General features: G+C 64.7%; 14 protein-coding genes and 1 tRNA gene. 8 read left to right on the forward strand and 7 right to left on the reverse strand.

Features of this window, described 5'->3' with window-relative positions:
* Positions 1 to 19 precede the first annotated feature (19 nt).
* On the reverse strand, positions 20 to 691 hold the full coding sequence (locus WDO72_14270) for a bifunctional 4-hydroxy-2-oxoglutarate aldolase/2-dehydro-3-deoxy-phosphogluconate aldolase (protein MEJ0086843.1): 672 nt from the start codon (positions 689 to 691) through the stop codon (positions 20 to 22).
* Between the two features lie 329 nt (positions 692 to 1,020).
* Here WDO72_14270 and WDO72_14275 point away from each other — a divergent pair, with 329 nt between their 5' ends.
* Together WDO72_14275 and WDO72_14280 are read left to right on the forward strand one after the other, a co-directional pair.
* Positions 1,021 to 3,729: an EAL domain-containing protein gene (locus tag WDO72_14275; protein MEJ0086844.1), complete on the forward strand. Its 2,709-nt coding sequence runs from the start codon at positions 1,021 to 1,023 to the stop codon at positions 3,727 to 3,729.
* 142 nt (positions 3,730 to 3,871) lie between these two features.
* Positions 3,872 to 5,626, forward strand: a complete 1,755-nt coding sequence (locus WDO72_14280) for an HAD family acid phosphatase (GenBank protein MEJ0086845.1) — start codon at positions 3,872 to 3,874, stop codon at positions 5,624 to 5,626.
* Here the strand turns inward: WDO72_14280 and WDO72_14285 are convergent.
* The 5 genes from WDO72_14285 to WDO72_14305 all read right to left on the reverse strand — a co-directional run bounded on the left by WDO72_14285 (position 5,553) and on the right by WDO72_14305 (position 12,458).
* On the reverse strand, positions 5,553 to 6,809 hold the full coding sequence (locus WDO72_14285) for an endonuclease/exonuclease/phosphatase family protein (GenBank protein ID MEJ0086846.1): 1,257 nt from the start codon (positions 6,807 to 6,809) through the stop codon (positions 5,553 to 5,555). The genes WDO72_14280 and WDO72_14285 overlap by 74 nt on opposite strands.
* A gap of 13 nt (positions 6,810 to 6,822) precedes the next feature.
* The gene (locus WDO72_14290; protein MEJ0086847.1) at positions 6,823 to 9,450 is read right to left on the reverse strand and encodes a TonB-dependent receptor; all 2,628 of its coding nucleotides are present in this window, start codon (positions 9,448 to 9,450) and stop codon (positions 6,823 to 6,825) included.
* Between the two features lie 202 nt (positions 9,451 to 9,652).
* On the reverse strand, positions 9,653 to 10,243 hold the full coding sequence (locus WDO72_14295) for a thymidine kinase (GenBank protein ID MEJ0086848.1): 591 nt from the start codon (positions 10,241 to 10,243) through the stop codon (positions 9,653 to 9,655).
* An 11-nt stretch (positions 10,244 to 10,254) separates the two neighbouring features.
* Positions 10,255 to 11,499 carry a nucleoside transporter C-terminal domain-containing protein gene (locus WDO72_14300; GenBank protein MEJ0086849.1) on the reverse strand — a complete coding sequence of 415 codons (1,245 nt, stop codon included), beginning with the start codon at positions 11,497 to 11,499 and terminating at the stop codon, positions 10,255 to 10,257.
* Positions 11,500 to 11,525: 26 nt separating this feature from the next.
* Complete coding sequence (locus WDO72_14305; GenBank protein MEJ0086850.1) at positions 11,526 to 12,458, reverse strand: 2-oxoglutarate and iron-dependent oxygenase domain-containing protein; 933 nt, start codon at positions 12,456 to 12,458, stop codon at positions 11,526 to 11,528.
* A 45-nt stretch (positions 12,459 to 12,503) separates the two neighbouring features.
* Here WDO72_14305 and WDO72_14310 point away from each other — a divergent pair, with 45 nt between their 5' ends.
* The 6 genes from WDO72_14310 (at position 12,504) to WDO72_14335 (ending at position 16,664) form a co-directional block, all read left to right on the forward strand.
* Complete coding sequence (locus WDO72_14310; GenBank protein MEJ0086851.1) at positions 12,504 to 13,439, forward strand: arginine deiminase-related protein; 936 nt, start codon at positions 12,504 to 12,506, stop codon at positions 13,437 to 13,439.
* A 5-nt stretch (positions 13,440 to 13,444) separates the two neighbouring features.
* Positions 13,445 to 14,092 carry a glycerol-3-phosphate 1-O-acyltransferase PlsY gene (gene plsY, locus WDO72_14315; GenBank protein MEJ0086852.1) on the forward strand — a complete coding sequence of 216 codons (648 nt, stop codon included), beginning with the start codon at positions 13,445 to 13,447 and terminating at the stop codon, positions 14,090 to 14,092.
* Positions 14,089 to 15,096, forward strand: a complete 1,008-nt coding sequence (locus WDO72_14320; GenBank protein MEJ0086853.1) for a biotin--[acetyl-CoA-carboxylase] ligase — start codon at positions 14,089 to 14,091, stop codon at positions 15,094 to 15,096. The genes plsY and WDO72_14320 overlap by 4 nt, the downstream gene beginning before the upstream one ends.
* Positions 15,093 to 15,851: a type III pantothenate kinase gene (locus WDO72_14325; protein ID MEJ0086854.1), complete on the forward strand. Its 759-nt coding sequence runs from the start codon at positions 15,093 to 15,095 to the stop codon at positions 15,849 to 15,851. Before WDO72_14320 ends, WDO72_14325 begins: the two co-directional genes overlap by 4 nt.
* A gap of 57 nt (positions 15,852 to 15,908) precedes the next feature.
* Positions 15,909 to 16,547 carry a hypothetical protein gene (locus WDO72_14330; GenBank protein ID MEJ0086855.1) on the forward strand — a complete coding sequence of 213 codons (639 nt, stop codon included), beginning with the start codon at positions 15,909 to 15,911 and terminating at the stop codon, positions 16,545 to 16,547.
* A 41-nt stretch (positions 16,548 to 16,588) separates the two neighbouring features.
* Positions 16,589 to 16,664 (forward strand) — tRNA-Thr (locus tag WDO72_14335).
* Positions 16,665 to 16,703: 39 nt separating this feature from the next.
* Here the strand turns inward: WDO72_14335 and WDO72_14340 are convergent.
* Positions 16,704 to 17,849, reverse strand: a complete 1,146-nt coding sequence (locus tag WDO72_14340) for a tyrosine-type recombinase/integrase (protein ID MEJ0086856.1) — start codon at positions 17,847 to 17,849, stop codon at positions 16,704 to 16,706.
* Positions 17,850 to 18,204: the final 355 nt, after the last annotated feature.

Raw genomic sequence — 18,204 nt, forward strand, 5'->3', positions numbered from 1 at the left:
CTTCTTGCTTCTCTCTCTATTATTTCTGGCGAATCGTCTTGATGAGCTTTACGGTGTCGCGCACGCGCGCTTCGATGCCCGCGTAGTCGGCCTTCGCGAGCAGTTCCTTGGTGATGAGGTTGCTACCGATGCCGCAGGCGACGATGCCCGCGCCATACCATTTGCGCAGGGATTCCTCGGTGGGTTCGACGCCGCCGGTGGGCATGATGCGTGTCCACGGCATCGGGCCGAGCACGTTCTTCACGAACTCCGGTCCCCCGACCGAACTACCCGGGAATACCTTGACGATCTCGCAGCCGAGCTCGTGTGCGTACGAGATCTCGCTGGCCGAGCCGCAGCCGGGCGAGTAGGGGATGCAGCGCCGGTTGCACACCTTCGCCACGTCGGCGTTGAGGATCGGCCCGACGACGAACTTCGCGCCATTGGCGATATAGATGCCGGCGGTGGGTGCATCGACGATCGAGCCCACACCCATGATCACGGAAGGATCCGCCTTGTCGAAGTGCTTCGTGACTTCGAAGAACACGTGCGAGGCGAAATCGCCGCGGTTGGTGAACTCGATGCACTTCGCGCCGCCGTTGGCGCAGGCCTGGATGACCTTCTTACAAACCTCTGCGTCGGGGTGATAGAAAACCGGGATCACACCCTGGTCCATCATCGCGGCCAGCACGCTCATTCGATCCTTGTTCATCAACGGTCTCCGGGAGATGTGGCGAAGCGCCAGGTTAGTCGGCTCGAGCCTGCCGCATTTTCAAGGGCCGGCCTCTACCGCCGCAATCGAATGTCGAGATTTCGCGCCCCTGTGGCGCTGCCGCGATCCACGGCCGGCAAATCCCACGTTCCTTCGCAATGGTAACCGGTGTCATACCGCGCCGGGAAGCCGCGGCGGACTTCGGCGCCACTGGGTGCCGCTGCCGGAGCGCACTTTTGCGGGAACTGTGCGCGGTTCGGTGCCCCCCACCCCCGGGGGGCGGCACACTTTAGAGTGACCCTGAAAGAGCACGTGACGCAGTTCACGGTATGACCGACAACGCCACCACCCAGAAGGCCAAAGTGCTGCGTCGCTCGCCGCTGCCAGTTATTGGCGCGGCCATCGCGATCGTCCTGGTGGCGTTCTACGGCTGGTCGCAGCGCGGCTGGTTGTCGAACGTGGCGGACATCGAATCGCGCGACGTGGACATGCAGAGCCGCCAGCTCGAACGCGGCTACGAAGCCGAGCTGCAGGACCTGTTCGCCGCGGTCGGCGACTATTCCATCTGGCACGAGACGGCGGAATTCGTCGAAGGCAACCGGCCGGACTATTTCCACCTGTCGGTGGGTGCAGGTTCGCTGGTGCGTTTCGATGTCGACACCTTCCTGGTGCTCGACCGCAACCTCGAGACGCGCGCGTCGCTGGCCGTCGATCACACGGCGATGCAGGAATACGAGATTCCGCCCGACCCGGAATTGCTGGCCGCCATCAAGCAGGGCGTCACCTCGGGGCGGTTGAACGGTCAGGCCGACAGCGTCCGCGGCATCGTGCAGCGCGCCCGCGGCCCGGCCCTGTTCGTGGTGCGGCCCATCTTCGCGAGCACGACGCACATGCAGCCGGAAGGCTGGATGGCATTCGCGCGCTCGTTCTCGCCGACCGTCGTCGAGCGGATCGGGCACTTCTCGCCCTGGCCGGTGGTGGGTTACCCGGTGGCGAACCTGGAACGCTCCGGCGTGCCCGAGGAGGTGCGCGAGTGGGTACGGCGTTCGCCGCTCACCGCGAATCTCATGACGCGCGTCGCGGGGCGCAGCTCCATCAATGGCTATCTGATCCTGCGCGACCAGGTGGGCACGCCCGTGTGGCTGGTGGAGCTCGAAATGCCGCGCAGCGCCTTCGCCCAGGCGACGCGCACCACGCTCTACCAGACCATCTTGTTAGGCCTGCTGGTCGGCGGCTTCACGCTGGTCGCCATCCTGCTGGTGGCGCGTTCGCGCCGCATCAACGCCGATCGCCTCTCGCTCGAGTCGCGTTACCGCGCCATCATCGAGCAGGCGCAGGACGGCCTGCTGGTAGCCGACGCGCGCACCGGCGAGATCGTCGATGCGAATCCGGCGGTGCAGGAGCAGCTCGGATTCACGCTGGACGAACTGCGCGGCCGCTCGGTCCTGTCGGTGCTGCGTGGACCCAACGATTCGCAGGACCCGGTGATCGCGACGCTGGCGCGCGTCGAGCCCAGCCGCGGCATCGAGCTCGTCCAGTGGCTCAAGGACGGCCGGCAGATGGACGTCGAAGTCAGCTGCGTTCCCATCGAGTCGCGCGACCGGCGCCTCGTGTCGTACCTGATGCGCGATCTGTCCGAACGAAAGAAAGCGCAGAGCCAGTTGCTGGCCAACCAGCAGCGGCTCGACAAACTCGCCAATCACGATCACCTGACGGGGCTGCCGAACCGGCTGTTCCTGCAGGCACATCTGCCCGAAGCCATCGCGCGGGCGCAGGAAAACGGCACGATGCTGGCGGTGTTGTTCCTCGACCTCGACCGGTTCAAACACATCAACGACTCGCGCGGCCACGAAGTCGGCGACAAGCTGCTGCAGGAGATCGCCAAGCGCGTGCGTGCCGCGGTGCGCCCCTCGGATATTGTCGTGCGCATGGGCGGCGACGAATTCGTCGTCGTGCTGCACAAGGTCAACGCGCCGGACGAAGTGGCCATTGCCGCGACTCGCATCAACGAGGTGCTGAGCGCGCCGGTGATGATCGACGGACGGGCGCTGGTCGCCACGGTGAGCATCGGCGTCAGCATGTTTCCGCGCGACGGCGCCACGATGGGCGAGCTGCTCAAACATTCCGACACCGCGATGTACCAGGCGAAGGATGCCGGCCGGAATACCTTCCAGGTGTTCAGCCTGCAGATGGACCGCTCGCTCAAGGAGCGCGTGGCGATCGAATCTTCCCTGCGCGCCGGGCTCAAGCTCAACCAGTTCGACGTGCATTACCAGCCCATCATCGACATCCATTCGCGCCGGGTCGCAGGCCTCGAGGCGCTGCTGCGCTGGAAACATCCCACGCAGGGATATGTTTCGCCGGAACGTTTCATCGAAGTGGCCGAGGAAACCGGCCTCATCATTCCGATCGGCCAGTTCGTGCTCGACCGGATCGGCCGCGACATCAGCGCATGGCGCGATCAGGGCTCGCACCTGGTGCCGGTCAGCATGAACGTGTCGGCGGTGCAGCTGGAACGCACCAAGCTGCGCGAGCTCATCCAGCAAGCCATGGAGAGATATCGCATCGGCCCGCAGCTGATCGCGCTCGAGCTCACGGAGGGTTCGTTGTTCGAGAAGCGCACCGGCGAATTCCGCGAAGACGCGCTGGCCACGCTGCGCGACCTGGGCGTGAAGATCGCCATCGACGATTTCGGCACGGGTTATTCGAGCTTGTCGTATCTCAAACGCTGGCGCGTGGACTCGCTCAAGATCGATCGCAGCTTCGTGCGCGACATCGCCACCGATCCGTCGGATCACGCCATCGTCAGCGCGATCGTCGCCATGGCCAGAAGTTTGAACATCCAGGTGGTCGCCGAGGGGATCGAAACCTGGCAGCAGCTGGAGATCCTGCGCAGCATGGGTTGCACTCTCGCCCAGGGTTTCCTGTTCGCGAAACCTTGCGGCGCCGCCGAGGCGCTGCGTTTCCTGCGCGTCGAACCACTCGACCTGCTCGAATCCAACTGGGAAGCCTCCAACTCCCTCGCCGAAACGGGTTAGTGGGGACAGGCCTCGCCACCCGCCTTTTCCGGCATACAAACCCCGCAAGCCGACTGACTTCTTGATCCGCCGGGAATGAGGAAATTCGCGGATTCTGAAATACTCCACGCCTTGCCGGGACTCACCGGGGCAGGGAGGTTTCATGGTGCGGATCTGGTTTTGTTCGCTCGCCATCTTGTTCGCCTGCGCGGCGAACGCAGACGACGCTACCAGCCGCGAGCAACTGCACTCCACGCTGTGGATGCAGCGCGCTCCCGAGTACCGCGCCATCGTCGCGCAGGTGTATCGCCTTGCCACGGAAAAACTTTTCGCTCCGACGCCGGGTAGTGCCGCGCTCGAGCAGGCGGGTATCCCCGCGGAACAGCTGGCGCGTCTGCCGGCCGCGGTCGTGCTCGACCTCGACGAAACGGTGCTCGACAACACCGTCTACCAGGCGCGCCTCCTGCGCGACCGCACTACCTACAACAACGCGAGCTGGGGCGAATGGGTGCGCGCCGGCGAGGCGGAGGCGCTGCCGGGCGCGCGCGAATTCATCGCGGCGGCTCGCAGGCTCGGCCTCACGGTGTTCTACATCACGAACCGCGATTGCTCGACCCCGCAGCCGACGCCCGACGACCCGTGCCCGGCGAAGACCGCGACGATACGCAACCTGATCACGCTGGGAATCGATGCGAAACCCGACCCCGAGCGCCTGCTGCTGCGCGCGGAAAAGCCCGACTGGGTTTCCGGCAAGTCGACGCGCCGCAAGTTCATCGCGGCCAGCTACCGCATCGTGGCGATGGTGGGCGACGACCTCGGCGATTTCGTCGATCCGCAGACATTCGTGGCCGATCGCGAACGGCTCGAGCCGCATTTCGGCGTCGACTGGTTCCTGCTGCCGAATCCTATCTACGGCTCCTGGACGAACTCCTACGACACGCTCGAAGAAAAGTACGCCGGCCTGCGCACGGAAGCCGCGGTGCTCGAACTGCCGGGCGGTGGACCGTGGCGTGACGGCGCAACCAAGGTGCGCATTGGCAGCTGGAACGTCGAATACCTGGTGACTCCGGAGACACACGCGGCGCTGCGCAATACCTGCGCCGAGAACGGCGGCCTGGTCGGCGGCGACGATCGCACGCTGCCCTGCGCCATCACCCGGCACGCGCTGCGCACGCCGGATGATTACGCCAGCCTGCGCCGCTACGCGGCCGAGCTCAACGCCGACATCGTGGCGCTGCAGGAGGTGGATGGTCCCGACGCGGCGGAGCTGGTGTTCCCGGGCTACGACTTCTGCTTCAGCAAACGCGCGCACACTCAGAAGAACGGCTTCGCCATCCGCCGTGGCCTGCCGCATCGCTGCGAGCCGGAGTACGAACCGCTGTCGCTCGAAAACGCCGTGCGGCGCGGCGTCGTGGTCACGTTTTTTCCCGGCACCGTCAACGAGTTCCGCCTGATGTCGGTGCACCTGAAGTCGGGTTGCCCGGCAGGGCCGCTGACGGCCGCGGGCCGCAACTGCGAGCTGCTGTCGAAGCAGGTGGCGCCGCTCGAGGCGTGGATCGAAGCCGAGGCGCGCGCCGGCCGCCGCTTCGGCTTGTTAGGCGACTTCAACCGCCGGTTCAGCATCGAGCAGGGCCCGGCGCGCGACGCCGAGGGCCGCCAGCTCAACGTCTACAAGGAGATCGACGACGGCGATCCGCCGGCCTCGAAGCTCACGCTCGTCACCACCCAGGCGCGCTTTTCACCCTGCACCACCGACAGCGAGTACAAGGAATTCATCGACAACATCCTGATCGGCCGTGATCTGGCGAAAGACCTGCTGAAGAAATCCTTCGTGCGTGTGGTGTTCAACGACCAGGATGCGAAGACGCACTGGTTGTCGGATCACTGCCCGGTGGGCACCGAGATCCGTCTGCACTGACGTCGATCCACACCAGGCGGTGATCGGAGCTCGGCGGGGGCCGGTCGCCCCAGACCAGTTTCGCGGCCGGCTCCGCCTGCGCCGGCCAGAACACGCCGCCGCCGCACACTTTCAGGCCCTTCGACGGAAGTAGATAGTCGACGCGCAGATTGCCGGCCACGCGGTCGTTGAAATCCGCGGTGTCGAAACGCGGCTCGCCTTTCTGCGTGGCATTCGCGCCGTGCTGGGCCGCGGAGGCTTCGATGGCGCCCGCGCTTTGCGGTGTGAACGACGAATCCACGCGCGGGTTCGCGAGCAGTGCGCGGATCGCGTCACTGCGGCTGCCGCCGTCCACCGGGTCCGAGTTCTGGTCGCCCATGATCACGAACGATTTTCCCGCGAAGCCGCCGCCTCGTCCGTGATCGTCGCGGATGTACTGCGCGCCGCGCGGTGTCAGGTAGTCGTTCCAGAAGCGGATCTCGTCGTGATTGCGCAGCCCGTTGCGATCCTCCGGCCCGTCGAACGCCGGCGGAGTGGGGTGGCTCGCGAGCAGATGCAGCGTCACGCGGCCGATGTGCACGGGAACATCCCAGTGGCTCTTGGAGGACAGCGGCAGCAATGCGAGCGCCTCGGGCGAATACCAGTCCGCCGGATACGCGGTCGCTGGATCGTCCGGAAGCAAGGCGCCGGGCATGTCGCGCCACAGGAAACGGCGGAAGGTGCGTACCTTGTCGTGTTCGATGGGGAAGCGCGACAGCAGCGCCATGCCGTACTGGCCGGGGAATTCGCCGAAGCCGAGCGCATCGGCGCCACCGCCGACCTTGCCGTCGTGATCGAGGTCGAAGCCCGAGCGCACGCCGGTGTTCGAAGGTGCACTGAAACTGAATTCGTAGGAAATGGCGGCGGTGCCGCTTTGTGGATGCGCGAGGTAGTTGGTCTGGAAGTCGCGCAGTGCCGCGCCATCGACGTCGAAATCGAACTCCTGCAGCAGCAGGATGTCGGGCCGCACGCGCTGGATGATCTCGGCGACGTTGCGCGCCTGCGGGTCGTCGGCGGTGTCGAGGTCGTGGCGCAGGCCGCCGTCGACGCTGCGGTTGAGACTCGAGTTGAAGGTGGCGATGCGGACGATCGCGGGCGAACCAGCCGCGGCGCCGGCGGCGGGCAAACCACCCGCCGCCAGCAGCGTTATCAGCAAGCCGCGCATCGCGCGCGGCGCGTCAGAAGTTGACTTTGAAGGCTGCCACCACCGTGCGCGGCGCGCCGACACCGAAGAATCCCACGCCCGAATTGCCGCAATTCTTGAGGCCGGGATCGATGGAACTGAGGCACTGGATCTGCGCGGGCGGAATGCCGCCGACGCCCGAGCTGATCGTGCCGAAGTATTTCTCGTCCAAGAGGTTCGAGATGGTCAACTGGATCTGCGCCGATTCGAAGCCCGGGATGCTGAACTTGTAGTCGGTGTCGAGATCGACGACGGTGTATCCGGGCGAGATTTCGTCATTGAGGTCGGTCGAGAAGCGGTCGTCGGCCCACTTGCCCTGGATGCCCGCATGCCAGCCCTCGAGGATTTCGAAGTCGCCGCGCAACGCAAGCGTCCACTCCGGCGTTTCCACCAGTTCCTTGCCCTTGAGCGGTAGATAGAGAATTTCACCCGTCATCGGGTTGACGCTCTGGATGATGTTCTCCTGCAGTTCGCTGCTCATGAAGGACGCCGAAGCGCTCAATGCCACCTTGGGACCGAGCTGCACACCGAGTTGGGCGTCCACGCCGTAGAGATCCACGTCGCCGACGTTGCGATCGACGCTGAACCCGAGGTCCGGATCGAACGACGCCACGATCCGATCGGTGTAGTCGGTCTGCCACAGGGCCACGGATGCCCGCACGTTCTGGCCGTTCAGGCGCCAGCCGAGGTCGATCGACTTCGTGGTTTCGGATTCGGGAATCGGCTGGCCGACGCTGCCGTCGGCCAGGCGGATCGCGGAGTACAGGTTGTCGGTGCGCGGCGCGGACAGACCCTGTGCATAGGACAGGTAGAACTGGTGCTTGTCCCAGGGTTCGAATGACAGGCCGAGGTTCGGCAGGATGTCGTCGAATTTCACTTCCTTGCTGTAGGGCGCGATGAACTGCTGCGCCGTCGCGCCTGGCACGAAGCCGACATTGCCGTTTGCGAAGGTCTGTACTGGCGCCCGCGCCGTGCAGTACAGCCCGCCGCTCGTAATGGTGCCCGAATTGCCGTTGCCGCCGTTCGGCGTGTAGCAATACTGGTTGAGCTCGCGCGTGAAGTAGGGCGCACGGAGACCGACCGTGGCGGTGAACCTGTCGTCCAGGAACTGCCCACGGTACTCGAGCGCGTACTGCTTGAGCTCGGCGATGGAGAAACGGTCGCGCCCGCGGATGATCTCACCGTCGGCCGCGTAGACACGCTCGCCCGTGCGACCCGCGAATACGTCTTCGACCCCGTTTCCTTCGATGTAGCCCCATTGCGCCGTCTGCCGATGGCGCGCGCGATCCCACGTGTAAGCGAAGCGAACGCGGTTGTCGTCGTTGATGTCCCAGATGAGTGAGGCAGTGGCGCCCCAGCGGCGCGTGTTCGTCGTGTTGGGCGAATAGAAACGCACTTGGTCGAGGGCATCGCCGTCGCCGTTCAGATCGAATCCGGCGATGTCGGTGCGCGCACCCAGCGCGCGTTTGTCCACCGCCGTCGCCGCGGGAGTTTCCGCGAGTACCGTCGAACCGCCGCCGTTCGCCATGGTGTACTGCCACGACGGGTCGAACGTGAGCTTGAGACTGTCGGTGAGATTCCACAGCGACTGCACGCGGATGTTGCCGGTATCCGAAGGGTTGATGCGCACCCCGTAAAAGTTGGCACAACTCGACGGATTCAGCGGGTTGTCGCTGTTCAGAAGGTCCGGAGTGGTGGGCGCGATCGAGGAGTCGTTGTCGTTGTCGGCTACGCCTGCAGTCGGCGCGTCGCGCGTGCAGGTCGCAACGTTGTCGTAATCGTATCCATACTGCGCGAAATTTGCGGCGCTGGTCGTGCGATAGAACGCGTTCCGGTTTTCGTTGTAGTGGAAGTACACATTGACGAAGCTGCCGTCGTCGAAATCCTGGCGCACACCGGCGTTGAACTGCTTCTTCTCGAGCGTGCCCGGCCCCTTGAACTTGTCGTAGTCGGTGTACGACGCGGCGACGAACGCCTTCGTGCCCATCGGACCGAACTGCCCGGTGTCGAAGCGGCCGAAAATGCGCTTGTAGTTGAAGTCGCCCCCCGACAATGTGGCCTGGCCGCCCATTTCGTCGCTCGGCTTGCGCGTGCGGTAGGCGATCGTGCCGCCGGTGGCCGAGGCGGTGGGGCTGTCGACGTCGGTGGTGCCGAGGTTTACGTCCACGCGATCGACGAGCTCGGGATCGAGCTGCTGGTTCGTATACAGCGCGTAGTTGCCGGAATCGTTGAGCGGCACGCCGTCGAACGTGACCGACACGCGCGAGCCGTCGAAGCTGCGCAGGCGCAGGTTGCCGCCGGAATTGCCGTATGGATCGTTGTTGGCGAAATTGACGCCCGGCAACTGGTTGAGCGCCTGGAACAGGGTGTTGCCCGGAGTCTGGGATTCCAGGAAGTCGCCGCTCAACGTGATCCTCGACTTCGGCGCGGTTTGTTCGCCGACGAGGCCGATGCTGCGAACGCGGGTCGCGCTCACCACCACTTCCTCCATGCTCTCTTCGATCGCGTCGGTGCCGGTGGATTGCGCCAGCGCGTTTTGCGCGAAGCCAACACCTAACAAAGCGGCGACGGCGAGGGAACACTTGTGGAATCGGAGCAACATCGCTCCGTTGACGTTACGCATGGGATTCTCCGGTTATTTGCGCGGCCATCTCTGTGACCCTGCGCGCTTTATTGGAGTACACGTTAATGAGATGACGACGCAGTTACAACTGAAAATTCCTCACCGGATGCGTCAGCGCAACATGATTTCCGCCGCCCCATCAGGGATCGTCTGATAGAACGCGAGGCGGTTGTACGAATCTTGCGCAACCTGCGCGGAGATCTCAGCCAGGAATCTTTGCGCCCGCAAGAGCTTGCGAAAAATGCCTGCGGCACAGTGGCACGTACCGCTCGTTGCCGCCGATTTCGATCTGCGCACCCTCGCGTTCGGCGGTGCCATCGGCCTTGACACGGACCACCATGATTGCCTTGCGGCCGCAATGGCAGATGGTCTTGAGCTCGACCAGGTTGTCGGCCCACGCGAGCAACTGCGCGCTGCCGGGGAACAACTCGCCGCGGAAGTCGGTGCGCAGGCCGTAGCAGAGTACCGGGATGTTCAGCTCGTCGACGACCGCGCCGAGTTGTTTGACCTGCGCCGGCGTGAGGAACTGCGATTCGTCGACCAGCACGCAGGCCAGCGCGGATTTCGCATGCTCCGCCGAAATCTGCGCGTGCAGGTCGAGCGCCGGATGAAAATGCAGTGCCTCGCGCTCGATGCCGATACGCGAGTGGATGCGTCCGCCGTCGCGCGAATCGATCTGCGCCGTGTATAGAAGCGTGCGCATGCCGCGCTCTTCGTAGTTGTGACTCGCTTGCAGCAACGCGGTCGATTTGCCTGCGTTCATGGTCGAGTAGTAGAAATACAGCTTGGCCACGTTCGCGCTCCTTAGGCGACGATGCCTACGACCGCGCCGCACATGCACGAGGCCAGCGTCGCCGCGATCAACGCGCGGAAGCCGAGTTTGGCGAGATCGTTGCGGCGCTCCGGACACATCGCGCCGATGCCGGATATCTGGATGCCGACGCTCGAGAGATTCGCGAAGCCGCAGACCGCGTACAGCGTGATCAGCTTGCTGTGCTCGGATAGTTCGCCGGGCTGCAGGTCCTGCATCTTGAGATAGGCGATGAATTCATTGAGCACGGTCTTGATGCCGAGCAGCGAACCGGCGGTTTGCGACTCCGCCCACGGAATACCCATCAGCCAGGCGATAGGCGAGAACACCCAGCCGGCGAGGCGCTCCATCGTCAGCGGCGCGCCGGCGACGTCGGGCAGCAGGCCGATGATGCCGTTCAGCAGCGCGACCAGCGCGATGGCGACGATGAGGATGGCGAGGATGTTGAGGTAGATGTTGAGGCCGTCGGAGGTGCCGCGGGTGATCGCGTCCATGGAGCTTTCGTAGACGCGCGGCGGTTTTTCGAGCTCCTGCGAGCTGTCGTTGTTCTCCGGCAGCATCACGTGCGCGAACAGGATGGCCGCGGGAACGGACATGATGGATTTCGTGATCAACTGCCCGAGCACGCCCTGGATCTGCGCGCCCAGCATCGCCGAGTAGATGACCATGACCGAGCCCGCGATCGTCGCCATACCCGCGGTCATGATGAGCAGCAGCTCGTACTGCGACATGCGCGCGAGATACGGCCGCACCAGCAGCGGCGCCTCGATCTGGCCCATGAAGATGTTCGCGGTCGCCACCAGCCCCGCCGGGCCGCGTGTGCCGAGCGCGCGCTCGAACAGATAGGAAATGCCGCTGATGATGATCGGCAGGATTTTCCAGTACCACAGCAAGGCCGAGAGCGCCGACATCACGATGACCAGCGGCAGCACCTGGAACGCGAAGGTGGTGAGGAAGCCCGGGTTCGTCACCTCGAAGGGCGGCGGTCCGCCGCCCATGTACCCGTAGACGAAAGAAGTGCCTTTTTGCGTCGCCGCGCCGAGCGCACCGACCGCGTTGTTCACGTACTGCAGCGCTTCGCGGATGCCCGGCGCCTTGAGCAGCAGCAGGCAGATGATGAACTGCAGCGCGATCGCGAAGGCGACCAGCTTCCAGTTGACGCGCCGCCAGTTGCTGCTGAACAGCATGGCGATGCCGACGAACGCCGCAATGCCCAACACGGCCTGGAGGACGAGCATCATGGGAGTCCCTTTTGTTGTTCTAGTTAGATGAGTCTTATTTCGCGCAGGCGTTCCTGCAGGAAATCGTGTGCGTTGATCGGGGTCGGAAACTGGTCGGGGTGCTGCGCGTCGATGTATTGCGGCAGCGTCTTGATGAGGAAATCCGGGTTGAAATGCAGGAAGAACGGCAGCGAGTACCGCGCATTGCTGGCGCGCTCGCGCGGAGGATTCGTCACGCGGTGGGTGGTCGAGCGCAGGTGCCTGTTGGTCAGGCGCTGCAGCATGTCGCCGACGTTGCAGACCAGCGAGCCGGGCGGGGGATTGATCGGCAGCCATTCGCCCCGGCGCGACAACACCTCGAGGCCGGGCTCCTCCGCACCTAACAACAACGTGATCACGTTGATGTCCTCGTGCGCGCCGGCGCGCACCGAGGGCGTCGGCTCCGGCGGCAGCGGCGGGTAGTGGATGATGCGCAGCACGCTGTTGCCGAGATCGACCTTGTCGTCGAAAAAGTTGGCCGGCAGGGCCACCGAACGTGCGATCGCCGCAAGCAGCCGCAGGCCGAGATCGTCGAACGCCTTGTATAACGCGAGCGTGGTTTCGCGGAACCCGGGAATCGACTCCACCCAGATATTCGGCGCCATGACTTCGTTGAACGGATGGCCGGGCGGCAGCTCGCGGCCCACGTGCCAGAATTCCTTGAGGTCGGAGTGCTGCGCGCCCTTGGCGGTTTCGATGCCGAACGCCGTGTAGCCACGCGCGCCGCCGCCGTTCGGAATCCGGTAACGCAGCTTTTCCTCCACCGGCAGCGCGAAGAAGCGGCGGAAACATTCCAGGCAGCGTTCGATCAGCGCCTTGTCGATGCCGTGGTTCTCGATGATGACGAAGCCGTACTCCGCGTACGCCGCCGCGATGTCTTGCGCGAATTGCGCCGTTTCAGCGGATCCTGCGTCCAGTGTGGGTACTGCGTCAGACATGTGTGGGCTATTGTGCCTACCGGTCTCGCGTTGTAGAAGTTCCACATGTCCGAGCAGTCTCAATGCGCTGGCGCAGTGCTGATGGTTCGACCCAGACACTTCGGCTACAACGCTGAAACTGCTGGCACGAATCGTTTTCAGGCGCCGGGCGGTTCAGAAGATATCGCGGCCCAGGCAGTGGCCGAGTTCGATGCGTTTGCTGCGGCGCTTGAAGCCGAGGGCGTGACCGTGTGCGTCGCGCAGGATTCGGATCAGCCGCGCAAGCCCGACGCCGTGTTCCCGAACAACTGGGTGAGCTTTCACGCGGATGGGACGGTGGTCCTGTACCCGATGCAGGCCGAGAACCGCCGCATAGAGCGCCGGCAGGAAGTCATCGACGCGGTGATCCGTGATACCGGGTTCGTCGAGAGTCGCAGGTTCGATTTCACCGCGCACGAGAAACAGGGCGTTTTCCTCGAGGGCACCGGCAGCCTGGTGCTCGATCATCGCGAGCGGGTGGCCTATGCCTGCCTCTCGCCGCGCACCGACGCGCTGGTTGCAGGTGAGTGGGCACGTGCGCTGGGATACGAGCTCGAACTGTTCATCGCCCGTGACGCGGCCGGCACGCCCATCTACCACACCAACGTCGTGATGAGTGTGGGCACGCGTTTTGCCGCGGTGGCGCTCGACAACATCGACGTCGCGGATCGCGCGCGCATCGAGGCGCGGCTCACGGCTTCCGGCCGCGACGTGGTGCCCATCGACAATGCCGAGATGTGCGCGTTTGCCGGCAACATGCTCGAGCTCGGCAGCTGGGACGAACATCTCGGCGACTTCCGGATCCTGGTGATGTCGCGAACCGCGCGACAGGGGCTGCACGCACGGAAGTTCGCTCGGTTGTCCGCAGCGGTGGACACCGTGCTCGCAGTGCCCATCGATGTAATCGAACGCCACGGAGGCGGAAGCGTTCGATGTATGCTCGCGGAAGTTTTTCTGCGTTGAACATCATGGATATCCTGCTCAAAGTACTCGTCGCCTATCTTCTCGGTTCAGTCGTCGGCAGTCTCGTGGTCGGTCGCGTGTGGGGCGGCGTCGACATCCGCACGCTTGGCAGCGGCAACGCGGGCAGCACCAATGCGCTGCGCACGCAGGGCCCGGCGTTTGCGATCTGGGTCATCGTCATCGACGTCGCGAAGGGCTGGATTGCCGCAGGGCTTCTGCCTGCGCTTGTGCTGCCCGGCGTGGTTCCCTCGGCGGACGCGCTGGCTGCCTGGCTGCCGGCTGCGTGCGGATTCGCCGCCATCATCGGCCACGTGTTTCCAGTGTGGCACGGGTTCCGCGGCGGCAAGGGCGTGGCCACGCTGGTGGGGGCGTACGCGGGCATCGAGCTGTTCCTGCTGGTGCCGCTGTTCGGTAGCTGGCTCGCGGTGGTTCTGGTCTCGGGCTTCGTGGGGCTGGCGTCGATCGCCGCCTCCGTCGCGCTCCCGGTCTATCTACTGATGCGTGACGGCGCGCACCTGACGCCGGCCTTGAGTTTTTCGCTGGCCTGCGCCGCGCTCGTCATCTACACGCACCGCGGCAACGTCCGTCGCATGCAGCAGGGCACGGAGCCGCGCGCCCGCAAGCTGTGGCTGTTCGGGCGGGGTCAGGCGTGAGCGGGTCGGCGGGCGAAGGGCCGCTGCAACAGCGGGTATTCCAGCGCCTCGACGACCGTTCATTCCAGTCCGGTGAAGCGTTGGCCGCGGATCTGTCGGTGACGCGCGCCGCCGTGTGGAAGGCCGTCGAGCAATTGCGCGAACTCGGTGTCGCGCTGGATGCTTCCACTAACAAAGGTTATCGGCTTGGGTCCGGTGTCAGCGCGTTGTCTGCGCGGCGGATCGAGGCGCTGCTGCCCGCGGACGTACGCGCGCGTATCGAAACGTTGCTGATTGAATGGACGATCGAGTCCACCAACACCCGGTTGCTCGAGGCATTTCCGCCGGCGGCGAACAGCGCCGCCGTCGTGCTGGCGGAACACCAGACCGGTGGCCGCGGCCGGCGCGGACGCGGCTGGATCGCGCCGCCGGGCGGGGCGATCTGCCTGTCGCTGGGCTGGCAATACGCCGACATGCCGGCGGATCTGTCGGCGCTCAGTCTCGTCGTGGGGCTGTGCGTCGTGAATGCGCTGCGAGAGCTGGGTATCGAAGACGTGCGGCTCAAGTGGCCTAACGACCTCGTCACGCCACGCGGCAAACTCGGCGGCATTCTCATCGAGATGCGCGCGGAGGCCGGCGGGCCGGTGCACGTCGTGGTCGGCATCGGATTGAATGTGTTGCTCGACGAAGCCGCGCGCGCAGCGGTGCAGGCCACCGGCAATGTCGCGGATGACCTGCGCGCCCATCATTCGCCGGTGCCGGATCGCAATACCATCGTCGCTGCGCTGTTGGCGCGGCTGGTGCCGGCGCTCGACGGTTTTCCGCGCCACGGCCTCGCGCCGCATCTCGCGAACTGGCATGAATGCGACGCGCTGTTCGATCGTGAAGTGCGCATCGAGAATGCCGGCGAGATTTCACGCGGCATGGCGCGCGGCATCGACGCGCACGGTGCCTTGCTGGTGGAAACACCGGCCGGCGTGCAGCGATTCATATCTGGTGAGGTGACCGTGCGAGTAGATCGATGAGCACGTTGCTGGTGGATATCGGCAACACGCGCGTGAAGTGGGCCGTGCTGCGCGGCTCGAAGATGAGCGGCATGCAGGCCGCGCTGCACCGGGGCGAGCCGGCGGCGTTGCGCGCACTGGTGCGCGGTTCGCGCGGCATCAGCCATGTCGTTGCGGTCTGCGTGGCGGGCACACATCTCGAACGTGCGTTGACTGCCGCCTTGAAGCAGCGCTTCGGATTCGCTCCGCAGTTCATCCGTTCGACGCGCGAGGCGCTCGGCGTCCTGAGTGGTTATCGCGAGACCTGGCGGCTCGGCGCCGATCGATGGGTGGGCGCCGTCGGCGCGTTTCACCTGCTGGGCGGGCGCGCCGTCGTGGTCGCCAACGTCGGCACCGCGCTCACGATCGATGCCGTGAACGCCAAGGGTAAACATCTGGGCGGCGCCATCGTGCCCGGGCCGTCGGCCATGATCGATAGCCTGCTGGCAGGTACCCATGGCATCCGCAAGCGGGCGGGCGGGAAAGCGTCCGCGCGTTCGCTGTTCGCCGCGGACACCGCGAGCGCACTCAGTGCCGGCGCGACGTACGCGGCCGCGGCTTTCATCGATCGCGCGGTGCGCGAGGCGGGCGCGGTGATGGGCGCGCGCCCGGTGCTCATCCTGACCGGCGGGGCGGCGCCCGCTCTGCACACCTATATAAAGAGTAAGGCGCGGATGGCGCCGGACCTGGTTTTGCGCGGTCTTGCGGTATTTGCGCTGGCCGCGGGCCAGGATTAGCCGCGCGGCGCATTTGCTACACTCGCGCCTCGCGTGCGTGCAGCTCTACTCCTTCTCTTGTTGGCGAACCTCGCGTTTTTCGCGTGGTCGCACTGGCTTGCGCCGAAGCAGGCCGCGCTGCCTGTATCCCCGAAGGTCGATGCTCCGCGGCTGCAGCTCGTGGCCGAGAATTTGCCCGCTGCCGCGTCGGGAAACGGCCGCTGCGTCACGGTCGGTCCGTTTACCAGCAATGAGCTCGCTGCGCGTGCGAGGCAGACGCTGAGCGACAGCGGCTATACGTCGCTGCCGCGCGAAGTCACGACGAATGTGTTCGAGGGTTTTTGGGTCTATCTCGAGAGCCCGCCGACCGAGTCCGGCGAGCGCCGGCTGCTCGAACGGTTGAAGAATGGTGGCGTCACCGATGCCGCCGCGGTCGGCGATCTCGGCGCGTCGCGCCGCATTTCGTTGGGTGTGTTCTCGGACGAAGCTCGCGCTGCCGCGCAGTCTGAAAGAGTGGCCAAGCTCGGGTTGCTGCCGCAGATCGTGGCGCGCGAGAAACCTGGTACGGCGCTGTGGCTCGATCTCACGTTGAAGTCCGATGCGCCGCCGCTCGAGGGGCAGAAATTCGCGGCGGGTGAGACCGAGCTCGAATTCAAAACCTGCCCGGCGGGGACCGGTGCGGCAGGTGCGCCGGCGGCTGTTCCGGCCGCAAATTAGCGTCCCGTCGAGGGCCGGCCTAAAATGCCGGGCCATCAAAGGCCGGCTTAGCTCAGTTGGTAGAGCACCTGATTTGTAATCAGGGGGTCGCGGGTTCGATCCCTGCAGCCGGCACCAATTCCTGTTCGATTAAACAAGAAGTTAGCGTCCATCCGGCTATCTCGCCTTCCGCCGCAACAAGGTGATTGCGGGGGATTTGTGGGAGTTGTCTTCGCAGACCTTTTCCGCCGCAGCAACGAGGTTTGCAAGCTCGGCCGCCGAGTAGTGCGTCGTGATCCGTCCACTCTTGTGACCGAGTAAGTCCTGCCGATCCTCGAACGACACGCCCGCCGCGCGAAGCCGCCGGCCAAACGTGTGCTTCAGGTCGTGGACCCTGACTCTGCGAAACCCGTCCGGCGCCGGTTCACCAGTCCGCTCTTCCCACTTATCCGCAGCTCGCTTGCGAGCATTCTTCCACGCCGTCGTGTTCATGCTGTCCAAGGGCACGGGCTTCGCCTCTTTCGGTTTTGGATACCGGACGAAGACGTACTCCGGGTGCTGACCCCTGATGCTGTCGACCACCGAACGTGCGACGCGGTTGAGAACGATCAGACGATCCTGTTCGTTCTTCACCTTGTCGCCTTCGATGATGAAGACCGACGTGTCGAGCTCCGGCACTTGAACCTCGTCCGACCACTTGAGCCCGCAGACTTCCTGCTCTCGCGTGCCGGTATTGACCTTGAAGAGCGACATGCGCGCCAGGTGGTCGGGCAGCTCTTGAAAATGAGCCGCCTGCTCTTCACGCGAAAGTGGATAGGCCGGGCGTGCGTCCTTGACCGGAATCAGCTTGATCTTGGCCGCATGCTCCAGCCAGGTCATGCCCTGCACATCTCTCCATTCCGAAGCCGCGAGGTTCACGATCCGTCTCACGACCGCCAGCGACAGGTTGATGGTTGCTGTCTTGACACCATCGGCGCGCCGGCTGGCGATGAATGGCTGCAGACTGTCCATGTGCACCTGCCTGAGAAACAGGCTCCCAATGAAGGAGTCGAGTCTTTCCAAGTGCGCAGCATCGTCGTTGATACTCCTCTTGTGCTGGTTCTCTTCGAGGAACTTGGTCGCGGCGACCCGAAACGGGCGATCTGGTCGGACCCCGTAGATCTTCACCAAACGAATCCCGTCAATTCGTTTAGCTAGCAGCTCCTGGGCTTTGACGATCTCGCCTGTGCCACTGCTTTCGCGAATGCGCGTTCCTCTGAACACCTTGTCGATGTGCCAGATCCCACCGCGCTTGGTGAGGCCTGACATTTTCTGGGTTCCCATAACTTGCTCCTGTGTGAGCGAGCCGCATGGCACCCGTTGCGGCTCTTATAGTCGTCCGCCCATGCATCGAGGTCAACGCGGTCAAAGGCGATTCCTTGAATGCCGATGCGTAGGGCGAGGACGCTCGGGCGCACTTCTCGGTTGAAGCGGTTCTTGTCCATGCCGAGATAGGCGGGGGCGTCGCGCATGCGGATGAGGCGGGGCGGCGGCGCCGTATGCGAGGGAGGGCTGGAGGCTGGTGTGCTCATCTCGGATGCACGGCCGCCGCAGGGAAATAGAGACAGCTGCAGTTCGCGAACCGGAGACTCCGTTCCCATGCTTAGTGATCTCTATGTGCGGTTCTGATCGCCCAGTG

Source organism: Pseudomonadota bacterium (assembly GCA_037200975.1).
GTDB lineage: Bacteria > Pseudomonadota > Gammaproteobacteria > Steroidobacterales > Steroidobacteraceae > CADEED01.

Excerpts from the sequence above, each read along its gene's own strand:
- WDO72_14300 (MEJ0086849.1), bottom strand. The coding sequence starts at position 11,499 with ATGCTCGTCCTCCAGGCCGTGTTGGGCATTGCGGCGTTCGTCGGCATC.
- WDO72_14310 (MEJ0086851.1), top strand. The coding sequence starts at position 12,504 with ATGTCCGAGCAGTCTCAATGCGCTGGCGCAGTGCTGATGGTTCGACCC.
- plsY (MEJ0086852.1), top strand. The coding sequence starts at position 13,445 with ATGGATATCCTGCTCAAAGTACTCGTCGCCTATCTTCTCGGTTCAGTC.
- WDO72_14285 (MEJ0086846.1), bottom strand. The coding sequence starts at position 6,809 with ATGCGCGGCTTGCTGATAACGCTGCTGGCGGCGGGTGGTTTGCCCGCC.
- WDO72_14340 (MEJ0086856.1), bottom strand. The coding sequence starts at position 17,849 with ATGGGAACCCAGAAAATGTCAGGCCTCACCAAGCGCGGTGGGATCTGG.
- WDO72_14280 (MEJ0086845.1), top strand. The coding sequence starts at position 3,872 with ATGGTGCGGATCTGGTTTTGTTCGCTCGCCATCTTGTTCGCCTGCGCG.
- WDO72_14325 (MEJ0086854.1), top strand. The coding sequence starts at position 15,093 with ATGAGCACGTTGCTGGTGGATATCGGCAACACGCGCGTGAAGTGGGCC.
- WDO72_14305 (MEJ0086850.1), bottom strand. The coding sequence starts at position 12,458 with ATGTCTGACGCAGTACCCACACTGGACGCAGGATCCGCTGAAACGGCG.
- WDO72_14270 (MEJ0086843.1), bottom strand. The coding sequence starts at position 691 with ATGAACAAGGATCGAATGAGCGTGCTGGCCGCGATGATGGACCAGGGT.
- WDO72_14275 (MEJ0086844.1), top strand. The coding sequence starts at position 1,021 with ATGACCGACAACGCCACCACCCAGAAGGCCAAAGTGCTGCGTCGCTCG.
- WDO72_14290 (MEJ0086847.1), bottom strand. The coding sequence starts at position 9,450 with ATGCGTAACGTCAACGGAGCGATGTTGCTCCGATTCCACAAGTGTTCC.